The organism is Streptomyces sp. NPDC097107 (assembly GCF_044762405.1).
In the GTDB taxonomy this organism is placed as follows: domain Bacteria; phylum Actinomycetota; class Actinomycetes; order Streptomycetales; family Streptomycetaceae; genus Streptomyces; species Streptomyces thinghirensis.
Genome location: NZ_JBIWEF010000006.1, coordinates 167,655 through 183,877 on the forward strand (window position 1 = coordinate 167,655; position 16,223 = coordinate 183,877).

General features: G+C 72.6%; 15 protein-coding genes and 2 pseudogenes. 6 read left to right on the top strand and 11 right to left on the bottom strand.

Going from position 1 to position 16,223, the window contains the following annotated elements; all coding sequences use genetic code 11:
* Positions 1-56 precede the first annotated feature (56 nt).
* The 3 genes from ACIQ1J_RS16240 to ACIQ1J_RS16250 form a co-directional block, all read right to left on the bottom strand.
* Entirely contained in the window at positions 57-1,082 is a 1,026-nt protein-coding gene (locus ACIQ1J_RS16240; RefSeq protein ID WP_403557339.1) for a 6-phosphofructokinase, read from the bottom strand.
* Between the two features lie 213 nt (positions 1,083-1,295).
* Positions 1,296-2,024 (bottom strand): type 1 glutamine amidotransferase, encoded by a 729-nt coding sequence (locus ACIQ1J_RS16245; RefSeq protein WP_403557340.1) that lies wholly within the window; start codon positions 2,022-2,024, stop codon positions 1,296-1,298.
* A gap of 23 nt (positions 2,025-2,047) precedes the next feature.
* Positions 2,048-3,286 (bottom strand): MurT ligase domain-containing protein, encoded by a 1,239-nt coding sequence (locus ACIQ1J_RS16250; RefSeq protein ID WP_210959620.1) that lies wholly within the window; start codon positions 3,284-3,286, stop codon positions 2,048-2,050.
* Between the two features lie 169 nt (positions 3,287-3,455).
* On the opposite strand from ACIQ1J_RS16250, the gene def reads away from it, so the two are divergent.
* Positions 3,456-3,995, top strand: a complete 540-nt coding sequence (gene def, locus ACIQ1J_RS16255; protein ID WP_403557341.1) for a peptide deformylase — start codon at positions 3,456-3,458, stop codon at positions 3,993-3,995.
* Between the two features lie 146 nt (positions 3,996-4,141).
* Here the strand turns inward: def and ACIQ1J_RS16260 are convergent, their stop codons facing one another.
* A complete protein-coding gene (locus tag ACIQ1J_RS16260) occupies positions 4,142-4,798 on the bottom strand; it encodes a TetR family transcriptional regulator (protein WP_403557342.1) in 657 nt (218 codons plus the stop codon).
* Between the two features lie 169 nt (positions 4,799-4,967).
* Between ACIQ1J_RS16260 and ACIQ1J_RS16265 the strand changes: the two genes are divergently transcribed.
* Positions 4,968-6,194: an acyl-CoA dehydrogenase family protein gene (locus ACIQ1J_RS16265; RefSeq protein ID WP_403557343.1), complete on the top strand. Its 1,227-nt coding sequence runs from the start codon at positions 4,968-4,970 to the stop codon at positions 6,192-6,194.
* On the opposite strand, the pseudogene ACIQ1J_RS16270 reads toward ACIQ1J_RS16265, so the two are convergent.
* The 7 genes and pseudogenes from ACIQ1J_RS16270 to ACIQ1J_RS16300 all read right to left on the bottom strand — a co-directional run bounded on the left by ACIQ1J_RS16270 (position 6,191) and on the right by ACIQ1J_RS16300 (position 12,165).
* Positions 6,191-6,774 (bottom strand): annotated as a pseudogene (locus tag ACIQ1J_RS16270) (cupin domain-containing protein). The gene ACIQ1J_RS16265 and the pseudogene ACIQ1J_RS16270 sit on opposite strands and share 4 nt — an antisense overlap.
* Positions 6,771-7,341 (bottom strand): annotated as a pseudogene (locus ACIQ1J_RS16275) (cytochrome P450); the annotation flags it as partial. The pseudogenes ACIQ1J_RS16270 and ACIQ1J_RS16275, both read right to left, overlap by 4 nt.
* A 13-nt stretch (positions 7,342-7,354) precedes the next feature.
* A complete protein-coding gene (locus tag ACIQ1J_RS16280) occupies positions 7,355-7,591 on the bottom strand; it encodes a DUF6213 family protein (protein ID WP_193776641.1) in 237 nt (78 codons plus the stop codon).
* 25 nt (positions 7,592-7,616) lie between these two features.
* Entirely contained in the window at positions 7,617-9,002 is a 1,386-nt protein-coding gene (locus ACIQ1J_RS16285) for an NADP-dependent succinic semialdehyde dehydrogenase (protein WP_403557344.1), read from the bottom strand.
* A gap of 111 nt (positions 9,003-9,113) precedes the next feature.
* Positions 9,114-9,575: an NUDIX domain-containing protein gene (locus ACIQ1J_RS16290; protein WP_403557345.1), complete on the bottom strand. Its 462-nt coding sequence runs from the start codon at positions 9,573-9,575 to the stop codon at positions 9,114-9,116.
* Positions 9,572-11,110, bottom strand: coding sequence for an ATP-dependent DNA ligase (locus tag ACIQ1J_RS16295; protein ID WP_403557346.1), 1,539 nt, complete (start codon positions 11,108-11,110; stop codon positions 9,572-9,574). Before ACIQ1J_RS16295 ends, ACIQ1J_RS16290 begins: the two co-directional genes overlap by 4 nt.
* 95 nt (positions 11,111-11,205) lie before the next feature.
* The gene (locus ACIQ1J_RS16300; RefSeq protein WP_403557347.1) at positions 11,206-12,165 is read right to left on the bottom strand and encodes an NAD(P)/FAD-dependent oxidoreductase; all 960 of its coding nucleotides are present in this window, start codon (positions 12,163-12,165) and stop codon (positions 11,206-11,208) included.
* A gap of 77 nt (positions 12,166-12,242) precedes the next feature.
* Between ACIQ1J_RS16300 and ACIQ1J_RS16305 the strand changes: the two genes are divergently transcribed.
* The 4 genes from ACIQ1J_RS16305 (at position 12,243) to ACIQ1J_RS16320 (ending at position 16,145) form a co-directional block, all read left to right on the top strand.
* Positions 12,243-12,815 (top strand): helix-turn-helix domain-containing protein, encoded by a 573-nt coding sequence (locus ACIQ1J_RS16305; protein WP_403557348.1) that lies wholly within the window; start codon positions 12,243-12,245, stop codon positions 12,813-12,815.
* An 86-nt stretch (positions 12,816-12,901) separates the two neighbouring features.
* Entirely contained in the window at positions 12,902-13,882 is a 981-nt protein-coding gene (locus ACIQ1J_RS16310) for an NADPH:quinone oxidoreductase family protein (RefSeq protein ID WP_403557349.1), read from the top strand.
* The gene (locus ACIQ1J_RS16315) at positions 13,879-15,060 is read left to right on the top strand and encodes an acyl-CoA dehydrogenase family protein (protein WP_403557350.1); all 1,182 of its coding nucleotides are present in this window, start codon (positions 13,879-13,881) and stop codon (positions 15,058-15,060) included. The genes ACIQ1J_RS16310 and ACIQ1J_RS16315 overlap by 4 nt, the downstream gene beginning before the upstream one ends.
* Positions 15,057-16,145, top strand: a complete 1,089-nt coding sequence (locus ACIQ1J_RS16320) for an acyl-CoA dehydrogenase family protein (RefSeq protein ID WP_403557351.1) — start codon at positions 15,057-15,059, stop codon at positions 16,143-16,145. Before ACIQ1J_RS16315 ends, ACIQ1J_RS16320 begins: the two co-directional genes overlap by 4 nt.
* The last annotated feature ends 78 nt before the right edge of the window (positions 16,146-16,223 follow it).

Consider the following 16,223-nt stretch of genomic DNA (forward strand, 5'->3'; position numbering starts at 1 on the left):
CACGGCCCGCAGCCCGCGACGAAGGGTGGCCCCGAGCGCTCAGCGGCCCCGGGAAATCACAGCACGCACTCCGCTTCCGCGTACCGCGAGTCCGGCACCGTCTTCAACGACTCCACCGCCTCGGCGAGCGCCACCATCCGGATGTCCGTCCCCCGCAGCGCCGTCATCATCCCGAACTCACCCCGGTGCACGGCCTCCACCGCATGCCACCCGAACCGCGTCGCCAGCACCCGGTCGTACGCCGTCGGCGTACCGCCGCGCTGGACGTGGCCGAGGATCACCGGCCGGGCCTCCTTGCCGAGCCGCTCCTCCAGCTCGATCGAGAGCTGGCGGGCGATTCCGGCGAAGCGCTCGTGACCGTAGACGTCCTTGCCGCCCTCGTCGAAGGCCATGGTGCCGGCCTTCGGCTTGGCACCCTCCGCGGCGACCACGATCGCGAACCGCTTGCCCGCCGAGAACCGCTCGCCGACCTTCGCGGTCAGCTCGTCGATGTCGAAGGGCCGCTCCGGCACGACCACGGCGTGCGCGCCGGCCGCCATGCCCGAGTGCAGCGCGATCCAGCCGGTGTGCCGCCCCATGACCTCGACGATCAGCACCCGCTGGTGGGACTCGGCGGTGGTCTTCAGCCGGTCCAGGGCCTCGGTGGCGACGGTCACGGCCGTGTCGAAGCCGAAGGTGACGTCGGTGACCGCTATGTCGTTGTCGATGGTCTTCGGCACGCCCACGATCGGCAGGCCGTTGTCGGACAGCAGCCGGGCGGCCTTCAGCGTGCCCTCGCCGCCGATCGGGATGATCGCGTCCAGGCCGAGTTCCTCGACGTGGCCGCGGGCGCGCTCGACGCCGTCCCGCAGATGCTCGGGACGGACCCGGGAGGAGCCGAGGATGGTGCCGCCGCGGGCCAGGATGCCGCCGACCGCGTCCAGGTCGAGCTTGAGGTAGTCGCACTCCAGGAGGCCCTTCCAGCCGTCCCGGAAGCCGATGACCTCGTCGCCGTGGTCGACGACGGCACGATGCACGACGGACCGGATGACGGCGTTCAGGCCGGGGCAGTCGCCGCCGGACGTGAGGACACCAATGCGCATAGCCCGAAATACCTTCTCAAGTGGCACGGGTCCGGACCGCGCTGTCCGGCTCGATCCCCGCCACCCTAGCGGCACCGGGCGGCGGGACCGAACCGTGCGTCCGCCTACTGGACGTGCCCGCTCACCTGTGCGGATGAGCCATCAGACGGGCCCGCCCCGGGAAGGCCAGGCAGGCCCGCGGCGGTGCCTGCGCAGGCTGCTGCGCAGCTGTGCCTACGCAGGCTGCTCCGCAGCCGCGATGCGCTCGTTGCGCAGCGCCTCGTACCAGCGGTCGTCGGTCGGCGGCAGCGCGTTCACGTCGAGGGCCAGCTTCAGCAGCAGGTCCGCGATCTGCGGGTTGCGCGCCAGCACCGGGCCGTGCATGTACGTGCCGAAGACCGTGTCGTTGTACGCGCCCTCCGTACCGTCGCCCGTGCCGTTGCCGTTGCCGAAGCGGACCTGGGCGAGCGGGCGGGCGCCGGGGCCGATGTGGGTGATGCCCTGGTGGTTCTCGAAGCCGGTCAGCGGCGGCAGGCCCAGGCGCGGGTCGATGTCGCCGAGGACGTCGCCGACGCACCGGGCGCCCTCGCCGCGGGTGGAGACCACGTCGAGCAGGCCGAGGCCCGGCTCGCGCTGGCCCAGGTCGTTGATGAACTCCTGGCCCAGGATCTGGTAGCCGGCGCAGACGGAGAAGACGATGGCGCCGTTCTCCACCGCCCGGTACAGACCGCCGTCCCGGCGCAGCCGCTCGGCCGCGAGCCGCTGCGGGCGGTCCTCACCGCCGCCGATCAGGTAGATGTCGCCGGAGGTCGGGATCGGCTGGTCGCTGCGCACGTCGAGCCGGGCCACGTCGAGGCCGCGCTGGCGGGCCCGGCGCTCCACGACGAGGGCGTTGCCCTGGTCGCCGTACGTGCTGAGGAGGTCCGGGTAGATCCAGACGATCCGCAGTTGGTTGTCGCTCACGAAAGTCCCCTGAAGTCTCGCGGTCAGTTGCCGACGCGGCGGCGCAGATCCTGGAAGGCGGTGTAGTTCGCGATGACCTCGATGCGTCCCGGCGGGCACAGCTGCACCGCCTGGTCAAGGTCCTCGCACACCTGGAACTGCTGGTTCGCGACCTCCAGGCGCACCGCGAGGTCCAGCTTCCGGTCCCCGATCACGCAGATCGGGTGGCCGGTCAGCCGGGTGTAGTCCACGTCCCACAGCCAGGAGGTGTCGGTGCCGTCGGCGCCGCGCGCGTTCACCGAGAGGATCACCGGGGTCGGCGGCGGGTCGATCAGGGAGAAGGTCTCCAGCCAGCCCGCCGGGTTCTTGGCGAGCAGCAGACGCAGGTCACGGCCCTGGAACTGGACGACGTCGTAGCGTCCGGCGACCGCCTGCACCTGGTACATGCGCTCCAGGGCGACCTGCGGCGGCACCCCGAAGACGGCGGCGACGGCGGCCGAGGAGGCGGCGTTGGCCTTGTTGGCGCGGCCCGGCAGCTGGAGGTGGATCGGCCAGGCGGAGCCGTGCGGGTCGAGGACGTGGTCGCCGGAGAGCGCCCAGCTCGGCGTGGGACGCCGGAAGCCGCACTCGCCGCAGAACCAGTCGTCACCGGGGCGCTGCATCACGCCGCCGCACGCCGGGCAGGACCAGGCGTCGTCCTTCCACATCTGCCCGGCGGCGACCCAGATCACGTTGGGGGAGGAGGACGCGGCCCACACCACCAGCGGGTCGTCGGCGTTGGCGACGATCACGGACTTGGAACCGGTCAGGCCCTCGCGCCAGTTCTCGGCGAGCATCCGGGTCTCGGCGGCGCGGTCCAGCTGGTCCCGGGAGAGGTTGAGCAGGGCGATGCACTTCGGCTCGGTGGCCTGAGCGACGCCGACGAGGTACTTCTCGTCGACCTCGATGACGCCGTACCGGGCTTCGGAGCCGGCCGCGAGGGCCGAGGTGATGCCGGCCGGCATATTGGCGCCGAGCGCGTTGGAGACGACCGGTCCGGCCGCCTTGAGCGCCTCGGCGATGAGCCGGGTGGTGGTGGTCTTGCCGTTGGTCGCCGAGACCAGGATCACGTCCAGGTGCTGGGCGAGCCTGGCGAGGAGGTCGGGATCGAGTCGCAGCGCGACCTTGCCGCCGATCACCGAACCGCTGCCGCGCCCCGCGGCACGAGATGCCGCCGCGACCGCCTTGCCCGCGGTCACGGCGATCTTGGCCCGGGGCGAGAGCGGGTCCGAGTTGCCTGCCATCAGTTCTCGATCCTCCTTGCGTACGCGCCGCGCCTGAAGCCTGACGGCCACGTGGTGTGGACCTCAGCCTATCGAGATCCGTTCGCACTCCCGAATCGCGGCACCGGCCACGGGGTTCCGGCGGTGGGCGCGGGCCGCCGGGGGACACAGGGACCTTACTCTTGCCGCCATGCGACACGGCTCCATCCCGGGCGCCCACGGGCGCGTCCGCCCCCTCGGCCTCCTCGGCGACCCCGTCCTGCACGCACCCTGCGACGAGGTGACGGACTTCGGTCCGGAACTCGCGGCGCTCGTGGAGGACTTGTTCGCGACCATGTACGCCGCCCACGGCGTGGGCCTGGCCGCGAACCAGATCGGCGAGCCGGTACGCGTCTTCGTGTACGACTGCCCGGACGACGAGGACGAGCGCCACCTCGGCCACGTGGTGAACCCGCGGCTCGTCGAGACGGACGGGGTGGTGGTGCGCGGCCCGGAGGGCTGCCTGTCGCTGCCGGGACTGGAGGCCGGGACCGAGCGTCACGACCACGCGGTCGTGGAGGGCTTCACGGTGACGGGGGAGCCGGTCACCGTGCACGGGACGGGGTTCTTCGCCCGGTGCCTCCAGCACGAGTGCGATCACCTGGAGGGCCGGTTGTACGCCGACCGCCTGACCGGCCGACGGCACCGGAAGCTGATGCGGCAGGTGGCGCGGGCGTCCTGGCACCGCTGAGCGGTCCGGCCGGGGGCTGCGGCCGGGCGGTTCCGGCGGCGAGGCTGGAGCAGTGGGCCGTATCGGCGTGGTGGCGCAGACGGGGGCGTGCCGGCAGGTGGCTCCGGCGTGCGGCCACGCCGGTCCGCGGACACCGCCCGCGGCCGTCAGAACCCCGGGCCGCCCGCCTTGTCCCCGGCCGCGGCGAGGCGGCCCCACAGCAGGTCGGCCAGGGTGCGGACCAACTCCGCCCGGGAGCAGGGGCGTTCGCCAAGCCACCAGTCCCCGGCGGCGTGCATCATGCCGACGATTCCGTGCCCCCACACCCGGGCCAGCTGCTGGGTGCTCGGTCCGGCGTCGAGGCGCTCCTCGATGACCTGGGCCAGTTCCTCGCCCATGCGGCGCAGCAGCGGTGCCGAGTGCTTGCCGACGTCGAAGCCCTGGTCGGCCTGGTCGCCCGGTGTGGTGGTGCCCTCCGCCGGATGCATCAGGAAGCGGTACACCTGCGGGCGTGCCTCTATGGCCGCCAGATAGGTGTCCAGGGTGGCCTCGACGCGTTGCCGCCGCTCCGCCGGAGCGTCCAGAGCGGCCCGCAGCGAGGCGAGGAGGGCGTCCGTGTGCCGCACGGCCAGGGCGGCGTACAGTCCGCTCTTGTCGCCGAAGTGGCGGTAGAGGATCGGCTTGGTGATGCCGGCCTCGGCGGCGATGGCGTTCATCGAGGCCTGTGGGCCGTCGCGCAGCACCACCCGGTCGGCGGCCTCCAGCAGCTCGCGCCGTCTGCGGTCGGCGGACCGCTGCTGATCGGTCCGCTGCGTGGTGTCCATGTGCTCTCCCCACCCGTGCTGGTTCGGTGACGCCTGCGCAAACTAACACCCGGTGGGCACCGGGCATCGAACGGGAAGGCGACGGGGGCTCGGGAGTTGACTTTTCCTACCCGCCGGTAACAGACTCGGGTTACCGCAAGTAACACGCACGTGCGTCACTGGAGGGGACATGGCCGAGTTCACCATGGAGCTGAGCGACGAACAGAAGGAGGTCCGGGACTGGCTGCACGGCTTCGCCGCCGACGTCATCCGCCCCGCGGCCGCCGAATGGGACGAGCGTGAGGAGACTCCCTGGCCGGTCATCCAGGAGGCCGCCAAGGTCGGCATCTACTCCCTCGACTTCTACGCCCAGCAGTACTTCGACCCCACCGGTCTCGGCATCCCCATGGCGATGGAGGAGCTGTTCTGGGGGGACGCCGGCATCGCGCTGTCCATCGTCGGCACCGGCCTCGCCGCCGTCGGCGTCCTCGCCAACGGCACCGAGGAGCAGATCGGCACCTGGATCCCGCAGATGTACGGCGACGCGAACGACGTGAAGGTCGCCGCCTTCTGCTCCTCCGAGCCGGACGCGGGCTCCGACGTGGCCGCCATGCGCACCCGTGCCGTGTACGACGAGGCCAAGGACGAGTGGGTGCTCAACGGCACCAAGACCTGGGCGACCAACGGCGGCATCGCGGGCGTCCACGTCGTCGTCGCGGTCGTGGACGCGGAGCTGGGCTCCAAGGGGCATGCCTCCTTCATCATCCCGCCGGCCACCCCGGGACTGTCCCAGGGCCAGAAGTTCAAGAAGCACGGCATCCGCGCCTCGCACACCGCCGAGGTGATCCTGGACAACGTGCGCGTCCCCGGCTCCTGCCTGCTCGGCGGCAAGGAGAAGCTGGACGCGCGCCTGGCCCGAGCCCGGGAGAAGGTCAGGAAGGGCGGGGAGCGCGTCAAGAACGCGGCGATGGCCACCTTCGAGGCGTCCCGCCCGGCGGTCGGCGCCATGGCGGTCGGCACCGCCCGGGCCGCGTACGAGGTCGCGCTGGAGTACGCGCAGACGCGGGAGCAGTTCGGGCGGCCGATCATCGACAACCAGGGCGTCGCCTTCCAGCTCGCGGACATGCGGACGTCCATCGACGCGGCGCGGCTGCTGGTGTGGCGGGCCTCCTGGATGGCGATCAACGGCAAGCCGTTCACGGCGGCCGAGGGATCGATGTCCAAGCTGTTCGCGAGTGAGACGGCGAAGAAGGTGACCGCCCAGGCGATCCAGATCCTGGGCGGCAACGGCTACACGCGTGAGTACCCGGTGGAGCGGATGCACCGCGACTCCGCCATCTACACCATCTTCGAGGGCACCAGCGAGATCCAGCGGCTGGTGATCGCGCGGACCCTGGCGGGGATGCCGATCCGCTAGGACGGACCGGATGGCTGGGGCGGGCCCGGTCGGTGCCTGAGCGGCGTCAGCCGCTCGACGTCGTACTCGGCCCGCAGCGCCTCGATGGCCTCGTGGTCCGGGGGCCACCCTCGCCGAGGATCTCCAGGGAGTTCCTCGAAGTAGCGTTCGTGGTCCGGGGGCGGGCTTGCCTGGAAGAACATCTCGGCGGGCTCGCCCGTCGGGTTGGCGAAGGCGTGGCAGCCGGGAGGTACCACGACGACCGTGCCCGGAGTCGCGCGCACCACCCGGTTGCCCGAAGACGACTCCCGCTTCTGCCAGTTGTCGGGAGTACGGATCTGCCAGTTGTCGGGGGTATGGATCCTCGGCTCGAAGGCGGGCACGTCCGGCTCGCCCTCCAGCACTGGGAACAGCTCCTCGCTGCGAGTGTGCACGTGGGCGCCGACATCGAGACCCGGCGGCACGATCACCTCGAAGGTGGAGGCCACGCGCGAGTGCGAACCGGTCACCTCGAAGGTCACGTGCTGGGCGGGCGCCCGCACGCCCTCCCGTGCCCCGGCGGCACCAGCAGTCCCTCCGACACCGCCGCGAGGCCGCTCACCACGTCACCGGCAGTGCCTCGGGCCCGCGGATGAGCGCCCCCTTCTTGAAGGGCACGTCCTCGGGCGGCACCGCGAGCTCCAGCCCCGGCATCCGGTCCAGGACCGTGTCGACGAGCAACTCGGACTCCGGCCGGGTCAGCATGCCGCCGGGGCAGTAGTGCGGGCCGAAGCCGAAGGACACGTGCGGGTTGGGGCTGCCGGTGAAGTCGATCGTGTCCGGGTCGGGAAAGACCCCCGGGTCTCGGTCGGCGGCCAGGTACGACGCGTAGACCGCGTCCCCCGCCCGCATCCGCGCCCCTCTGACCGCCACGTCCTCCAGGACGATCCGGGACAGCCCGGCCGCGTTGCGATGGGGAATCCAGCGCAGCAGCTCGTCGATGGCCCGGAGGCGGATCTCCGGTTCGGAGCGCAGGCGTTCGGCGAGTTTGGGGACGGGTCAGCAGCAGGTGGAACACCTGCCCGCTGTTGTTCGTGACCGCCTCACCGCCGGTCTGGAGCAGGACGGCGAGCCCGACGGCCTCCTCCAGGGTGATCTCGTCCCGGCCCACCGCGGCGCCCAGCAGCGAGGCGCGAGGGGCGTCAGGAGGACTGGCCGCTGCTGTGGGCGATGCACGCCACGTCGATCCGGTCGGCCAGCTTGGCGAGCTCGATGGTGAGGGCCGCGACCGTGTCCTCGTCCAGACTCACCTCGCCGGCCTCCACCAGCCGCAGCCATCGCCCGCCCACCGTACGCAGCAGTTTGCTCACGTCGGACGCGGCGACCTGTAAAGTACCGCGGTCGTCGACGATCAGAGGCAGGGTCACTTCGCGGTTCACAAAGGGGATCGTAGTCGCGGAAGGCTCACGCTCCGTGCCATACGGTGGTGATGTTGCAGAACTCCCGGATTCCGTGCCCGGACAGCTCACGTCCGTAGCCCGACCGCTTGACCCCGCCGAACGGGAACGCGGGGTGGGACGCGGTCATCCCGTTGACGTACACGCCGCCCGCCTCCAGATCCCGTACGAAGCGGTCCACGTCGGCGTCGTCGCGGGTCCAGACGTTGGAACTGAGGCCGAAGTCCGTGTCGTTGGCGATGAGCACCGCCTCGTCCAGGTCGGCCGCGCGGTACAGCGTGGCTACCGGGCCGAAGGCCTCCTCGCGGTGGATCCGCATGTCGCGGGTGACGCCGGCCAGCACGGTCGGCGGGTAGTACCAGCCGGGCCCGTCCGGGCGTTCGCCTCCGCACAGCACCTTCGCGCCGCCGCGCCGCGCGTCGTCGACCAGTTCGACGAGGTCGTTCACGCCCTGCTCGCTGGAGAGCGGACCCACCTCGGTCTCCTCGTCCATCGGGTCGCCGACCGTCAGCGCCTTCATGCCCTCGGTGAAGCGTTCGGCGAAGGCGTCGTACACGTCCGAGTGCACGATGAACCGCTTGGCGGCGATGCAGGACTGCCCGGCGTTCTGCGTGCGCGCGGTCACCGCCACCTGGGCGGCCCGCTCGACGTCGGCGGACGGCATCACGACGAACGGGTCGCTGCCGCCCAGCTCCAGCACCGTCTTCTTGATCATCTCCCCGGCGGTGGAGGCGACCGCGCGGCCGGCGGGCTCGCTGCCGGTGAGGGTGGCGGCCCGCACCCGCTCGTCGCGCAGGATGTCGTCGACCGCGGCGGAGCCGATCAGGAGGGTCTGGAAGCAGCCCTCGGGGAAGCCCGCCCGGTGGAACAGGTCCTCCAGGTACAGGGCGGTCTGCGGCACGTTCGACGCGTGCTTGAGCAGCCCGACGTTGCCCGCCATCAGCGCCGGCGCCGCGAACCGGATCACCTGCCAGAGCGGGAAGTTCCACGGCATCACCGCGAGCACCGGACCGAGCGGCCGGTAGCGGACCAGGGCCCGGGTCGCGCCGGAGTCCTTCACGTCCGACTCGGCGGGCTCCTCGTCGGCGAGCAGCTCCGCCGCGTGGTCGGCGTACCAGCGCATCGCCTTGGCGCACTTGGCGGCCTCCGCGCGGGCCTGCTTGACCGGCTTGCCCATCTCGGTGGTGATGACCTTGCCGATCTCCTCCTGGTCCTCCTCCAGGAGGTCGGCGGCACGGTGCATGAGCCGGGCCCGCTCGTCGAACGCCGTCGTCCGGTACGTGCGGAAGGTGGCCTCCGCGAGCTGGAGTCGGCGCTCGGTCTCCTCCTCGCCCATGGCCTCGTACGTCCTGAGCGTCTCGCCGTTCGCCGGGTTCACCGTCGCGATGGGCATGGCCGACCTCCCTGGGTGCGGACTCGTGCTTCGACCTTGGCGCGCGGCGTGGGGTACCGCAACGCGGACGGTTCCCGCGGGTTGCCGTCCCGGGGTCCTCGTCCCTTCTCGTCAGTGCGAGTGCTCAGCCAGCCGGTCGAGAAACGCGGCCTGCGCCGTCACGATCACCTCACGGGCCCGGTCCACCGTGAACCACGCCACCCGGTCCAGCTCGGGGAACTCCTCGATCCGTCCCGACCTCGGCGGCCACTCCATGCGGAAGGTGCCGGGAACGACCGCCGACGGGTCGAGATCGGCCTCTACGGCCCACACCGTGACGACCTTCCCGCCCGCCTGCCGGACCTCGCCGAGCAGAACGGCGTCGCCGTCGGGCGGCGGCACCCCCAGCTCCTCCTCGAACTCCCGCCGGGCTGCCTCCCAGGCCGGCTCGGCGGGGTCGTACTCGCCCTTCGGGACGGTCCACGCGCCGGCCTCGCGCCGGGCGTGGAAGGGGCCGCCCATGTGTCCGAGGAGTACCTGGCGGTCCTGGTCGGGGCCACGCCGGTGCAGCAGGAGGCCCGCACTGCGCCTCACGGGGCCGCCTCGGGGTGCGCGGCGAGCAGGGTGTCCACCGTGTCCGCCTCCTCGGGGCGCTTGTCCTCGCGGTAGCGGACCACGCGGGCGAAGCGGAGGGTGACGCCGGCCGGGTAGCGGGTGGAACGCTGGAGGCCGTCGTAGGCGATCTCCACGACGAGTTCGGGGCGTACGGTCACTCCCCAGCCGTGCTCCTCGACGGCCAGCTCGCTCAGACGCTCCGTCTGCCAGGTCAGCAGCGCGTCGGTCATGCCCTTGAAGGTCTTGCCCAGCATGGCGAAGGAGCCGTCGGCGGTGCGGGCGCCGAGGTGGAGGTTGGAGAGCTTGCCGGTGCGGCGGCCATGGCCCCACTCGGCCGCCAGTACCACCAGGTCGAGGGTGTGGACGGGCTTGACCTTCAGCCAGGAAGCGCCGCGCCGGCCCGCGCTGTAGGCGGCGTCGAGCCCCTTGGCCACGACGCCCTCGTGGCCGCGTCGCAGGGTCTCGGCGAGGAACTCCTCGGCGGCCTCCGTCTCCTCGGGTCCGGGCACCAGCATGCGCCGCACGCGGGCCGGCTCGGGTACCAGCCGGGCCAGCCTCGCGTGCCGCTCGGTCAGTGGCAGGTCGAGCAGGTCGTGGCCGTCGACGGACAGCGCGTCGAAGAACACGACGGAGACGGGCACCGCCCGCGCGGCCGTGGCCACGTCCGTGCGGGAGCCGACCCGCCCGGCGGTCTCCTGGAAGGAGCGGGGGCGCCCGCCCTCGTCGAAGGAGATCACCTCGCCGTCCAGGATGAACCGCTCGCCGGGCAGTGCCAGGGCAGCGGCGCTGACCTCGGGGAGCCGGTCGGTGATGTCGTCCAGGGTGCGGGTGTAGAGGCGTACGGCGTCGCCGTCCCGGTGCACCTGGACGCGGATGCCGTCCAGCTTCTCCTCGACGGCCGCCGCGCCGAGCTTGCCGACCGCCTCGGCGACCGAGGAGGCGCTGTGGGCGAGCATCGGCAGCACCGGTCGGCCGACGGTGAGCCGGAACCGTTCCAGGGCGCCTGGCCCGTCGGCGAGCAGGCCCTCGGCCACCGTCTGCAGCGAGCCCGCGAGCATCACCGCCCGCCGTACGTCCGCGGTCGGTGCGCCGGTCGCCGCCGCCAGGCCCTCGACGGCGGCCGCGTCCAGGGCGCCCTGCCGGACCTCTCCGGTGAGCAGCCCGATCAGGAAACGCTGCTCGTCCTCGGTGGCCGCGCCCATCAGCTCGCCGACCTGGCGCGTCCGCTCGGCCTGCGAACCGGCGCCGGACACCGCACCGAGCCGCGTGAGCCGGGCGTCCACCTCGCGCACGGTCAGGGTCGGCCCGGCGGCCGGCGTGACCGGGCGGCTCAGCACCTTCCAGCCGACGCCGATCCGGCCCTGGGGGAGCCGTCCCGCCAGATACGGGATGACGATCGGCACGTCCGCCGCCTCCGCCTCCCGGAACAGTTCCGCGAGCAGGGCGGTCTTCCGGGACCGCGCCGAGGTGGCGGCGACCTCCCGGGACACCTGGGCCAACCGGGCAAGCAGCATGCAGCCATGGTGCACCGGCAAGGGCGGGACCACACACCGGTCGGCCCGCTGCCCGCGCGGCGGCATCCCCCGGCAGGACCCGGGACAGCACACCCCTACTGGGTGTGCCGTCCCGGGATGGCCGCGTCCAGGTCCGACATGACCAGGTCGCCGACGACGGCCGCCGCCGCGCGGTAGCCGCCGCTCGCCGCGTGGACGACCTGCTCGGCGAACCCCATCGCGTTGCCGGCCGTCCACACACCGGGCACGCTGGTCCGGCCCGTCGGGTCCACTACGGGGTACGCGCCGAACGGGGTCTCCCGGAGTTCGGCGCCCAGCCGCTCCATGAGGCCGGTCCGCGGTGCGGCCCTCGGGCCGACGAACACCACCGAGCGGTCGTGCGCCGTGCCGTCCGCCAGCTTGACCCCGGTGAGCCGGTCGTCCTCGACCCGCAGGCCCGCGACCGCGCCGGGCACCACCTTCACCCCGGCCGCGGCGAGCCGGCGCAGGTCGTCGTCGGACAGTTCCTCCTCGGCGACCGTGTGCAGGAAGAGGGTCACGTCGTCCGACCACTGGGACACCATCAGCGCCTGGTGCACGCTGAGCGGGCCGGTGGCGAGGACGCCGAAGCGCTCGTCGCGCACCTCCCAGCCGTGGCAGAACGGGCAGTGCAGCACATCCCGCCCGAACCTCTCGGCGACACCGGGCACCGCCGGCAGTTCGTCCTTGAGCCCGGTCGCGACGATCAGCCGGCGGGCGTGCGCGGTCCGCCCGCCGGCCAGCTCCACGGCGAAGTCCGCGCCCCGCGTCACGTCCACCGCCCGGTCGCGGACGAGTTCCACGCCGTACCGCGCGATCTCCTCCCGGCCGAGCGCCAGGAACTCGGCCGGCGACATGCCGTCCCGCGTCAGGTAGCCCTGCATGTGGTCCGAGGGCGCGTTGCGCGGCTCACCGGCGTCGACGACCAGGGTGCGCAGCCGCGCGCGGCCCAGGACGAGCGCGGCGGACAGTCCGGCCGCACCGCCGCCGACCACCACCACGTCGTACTTCTCGGTCAGGTCCTGGTTCTGGGTCATGGTGACCACCTCCACGTAGAAGGTCGCGCGGACCCTACGGGATTGACAAATACATTTGCCGGTTCTGCAATAAGGGCATGACTGCAGACGATGTTCTCGCCGGTGTCGGACCGAGGCTCCGCCAGGTGCGCAAGGAGCGAGAGGTGACCCTGGCGGCGCTGTCCGAGACGACCGGCATCTCGGTGAGCACCCTGTCGCGCCTGGAGTCGGGCCTGCGCAGGCCGAGCCTCGAACTGCTGCTCCCCATCGCCCAGGCCCACCAGGTCCCGCTGGACGAACTGGTCGGCGCCCCGCCGGTCGGCGACCCCCGGGTGCGCGCCAAGCCGATCGTGCGCCACGGCCGCACCCACTGGCCCCTCACCCGCCAGCCGGGCGGGCTCCAGGCGTTCAAGGTGCTGGAGCCCCAGCGCGACGAGGAGCCGGACCCGCGGACCCACGAGGGGTACGAGTGGCTGTACGTCCTCTCCGGCCGGCTGCGACTCGTGCTCGGCGACCACGACGTGGTGCTGTCGGCGGGGGAGGCCGCCGAGTTCGACACCCGGGTGCCGCACTGGTTCGGGTCGACGGGAGAGGGGCCGGCGGAGTTCCTCAGCCTGTTCGGCCCGCAGGGGGAGCGCATGCACGTACGGGCGCGGCCCACCCGGGCGTGACTCCGCGCAACTTGTTCCCTGATCGGCAAGCGACCGCTTAGTATGCGAGAGACCCGGTCGGACGACGCAGTCGGTGGAGGCCCCGCATGCAGGCATGGCAGGTGCACGAGAACGGCGAGCCGGGCGAGGTGATGCGCCTCGCGGACGTGGCGCCGCCGACGCCCGGCGACGGCCAGGTCCTGCTGAGGGTCCGCGCCGCGAACATCAACTTCCCGGACGCGCTGATGTGCCGGGGCCAGTACCAGGTCAAGCCGCCACTGCCCTTCACGCCGGGCGTGGAGATCTGCGGCGAGACCGAGGACGGGCGCCGCGTCCTCGCCAACCCCGCGCTGCCGCACGGCGGCTTCGCCGAGTACGCCGTCGCCGACGCCCGAGCCCTGCTGCCCGCGCCGGTCGCCCTGGACGACGCCGAGGCCGCCGCCCTGCACATCGGCTACCAGACCGGCTGGTTCGGCCTGCACCGCCGGGCCCGGCTGGGGGCCGGCGAGACGCTGCTCGTCCACGCTGCCGCAGGAGGGGTCGGCAGCGCGGCCGTGCAGCTCGGCAAGGCCGCCGGCGCCACCGTCATCGGTGTCGTCGGCGGCCCCGAGAAGGCGGCGGTCGCCCGTGACCTGGGCTGCGACGTGGTCGTCGACCGGCACGGCGAGGACGTCGTCGCCGCCGTCAAGGCAGCCACCGGCGGCCGGGGTGCCGACGTGATCTACGACCCGGTGGGCGGCCAGGCCTACGCCCAGTCCACCAAGGTCGTCGCCTTCGAGGGCCGGATCGTCGTCGTCGGCTTCGCGAGCGGCACCATCCCCAGCCCCGCGCTGAACCACGCCCTCGTGAAGAACTACGCGGTCCTCGGCCTGCACTGGGGCCTGTACAACACCAAGAACCCCGAGCTGGTCCAGCACTGCCACGAACAGCTCACCGAGCTGGCCGCACGGGGCGCCATCAAGCCGCTGGTGAGCGAGCGGGTACCGCTCGGCGGGGCCGCCGACGCCGTGCAGCGCGTCGCCGACGGCAGGACGACCGGCCGGGTGGCCGTCGTACCGGAACAGCTGGAGAAGGGAGCCGCCGCATGACCGACGCAGCGGAACTGCGCCGTCGTACGAAGGAACTGCTGGCCGCGCATCCACCGGCCACCACCGAACGCCTGGACTTCCTCCGGGCCCGGTTCGACGCCGGACTGGCCTGGGTGCACTACCCGCAGGGCCTCGGCGGACTCGCCGCGCCCCGCTCCCTCCAGGCCGTCGTGGACGCCGAACTGACGGCCGCGGGCGCCCCCGACAACGACCCCCGGCGCATCGGCATCGGCCTCGGGATGGCCGCCCCGACCATCCTCCAGTACGGCACGGAGGAGCAGAAGCAGCGACTTCTGCGCCCGCTGTGGACCGGCGAGGAGGTCTGGTGCCAGCTGTTCAGCGAGCCGGGCGCCGGATCCGACCTCGCCGCTCTCGGCACGCGGGCGGTCCGTTCGGGCGAGGACTGGGTCGTCAACGGACAGAAGGTGTGGACGTCCAGCGCGCACGTCGCCCGCTGGGCCATCCTCATCGCCCGCACCGACCCGGACCTGCCCAAGCACCGGGGCATCACGTACTTCGTGTGCGACATGACCGACCCCGGGGTCGAGGTCCGGCCGCTGCGCCAGATCACCGGTGAGGCCGAGTTCAACGAGGTGTTCCTCAGCGACGTCCGCATCCCCGACTCCCGCCGCCTGGGCGAGACCGGCGACGGCTGGCGGGTCGCCCAGACCACGCTGAACAACGAACGCGTCGCCATCGGCGGGACCGCGATCCCCCGCGAGGGCGGCATGATCGGCAAGATCGCCGCGACCTGGCGGGAACGCCCCGACCTGCGCACCCACGACCTGCACCAGCGGCTACTGGGCCTGTGGGTCGAGGCCGAGGTCGCGCGCCTCACCGGCGTACGCCTGCGCCAGCAGCTCGTGGCCGGCCAGCCGGGTCCCGAGGGCGCCGGCATGAAGCTGAACTTCGCCCGCCTCAACCAGGAGATCAGCGGCCTGGAGGTGGAACTCCTCGCCGAGGAGGGCCTGCTGTACGACGACTGGACCATGCGCCGCCCCGAGCACGTGGACTTCACCGGCCGCGACGCCGGGTACCGCTACCTGCGTTCCAAGGGCAACAGCATCGAGGGCGGGACCAGCGAGGTCCTGCTGAACATCGTCGCCGAGCGCGTCCTGGGCCTGCCCGCCGAACCGCGCACCGACAAGGACGTCGCATGGAAGGACCTCGCCCGATGAGCGCACAGTCGGAACCCGGTCTGCTCTACTCGGAGGAGGAAGAGGCGCTGCGCGCCGCCGTCCGGGACCTGCTCACCGACCACTGCGACCCGGCGGGCGTCATCACCCGCACCGAGTCGGCCACCCCGCACGACGTGTCGCTGTGGAAGTCCCTCGCCGACTCGATGGGCCTCGCGGGCCTCCTGATCCCCGAAGAACTGGGTGGTCAGGGCGCCACGCACCGGGAAGCCGCGGTCGTCCTCGAGGAGCTGGGCCGCGCGGTCGCACCGGTGCCGTACCTGACGAGCGCCGTCGTCGCCACCGAGGCGCTGCTGGCCTGCGGAGCCGACGAACTGCTCACCGAGCTGGCGTCCGCGACCACCATCGCCGCCCTCGCCGTCGGCCTGCATGTCGCGCCGGGCGGCGCCGTCCCGCACGTACGGCTCGAAGCGGGGCGTCTGCACGGTGAGTTGACCGGCATCGCCGACGCGGCCGTCGCCGACGTGCTGCTGGTGCCGGCGGACGACGGCGGCCTGTACGCGGTACGTGCCGCCGACGCGACCGTCACTCCGCAGGTGTCGCTGGACCTGACCCGGCCGGTCGCGCGAGTGACCCTCGACGGCGCCTCCGGGCACCGGCTGGGTGACGCCGAAGCCGCCGTACGACGCGCCCTGCGGGCCGGCGCCGGGCTGCTCGCCTCCGAGCAACTGGGCCTCGCGGACTGGCTGCTGACCGAGACGGTCCGCTATCTCAAGGAGCGCAAGCAGTTCAACCGCCAGGTCGGCGGATTCCAGGCGCTCAAGCACCGGCTCGCCGGGCTGTGGCTGGAGGTCGCGGGCCTGCGCGCCGCCGCCCGCAACGCGGCCGACGCGCTGGCGACCGGCGAGGACACCGAGGTGGCCGTCGCCGTGGCCCAGGCGTACGCCGGCCAGGTCGCCGTCCACGCCGCCGAGGAGGCGCTGCAACTGCACGGTGGCATCGGCATGACGTGGGAGCACCCGGTCCACCTGTACCTGAAGCGGGCCAAGGCCGACTCGGTCGCCTACGGCGCGGCGGGCACCCACCGGGAGACGCTGGCCGAACTGGTCGACCTCCGAGCACCCTGACGTCCGTCCACCCTGTCCGGGTGATGCCCGTCCCATCGGGGCGGGCATCACCCGTGCCCGCCACCGGGACGAAAATGA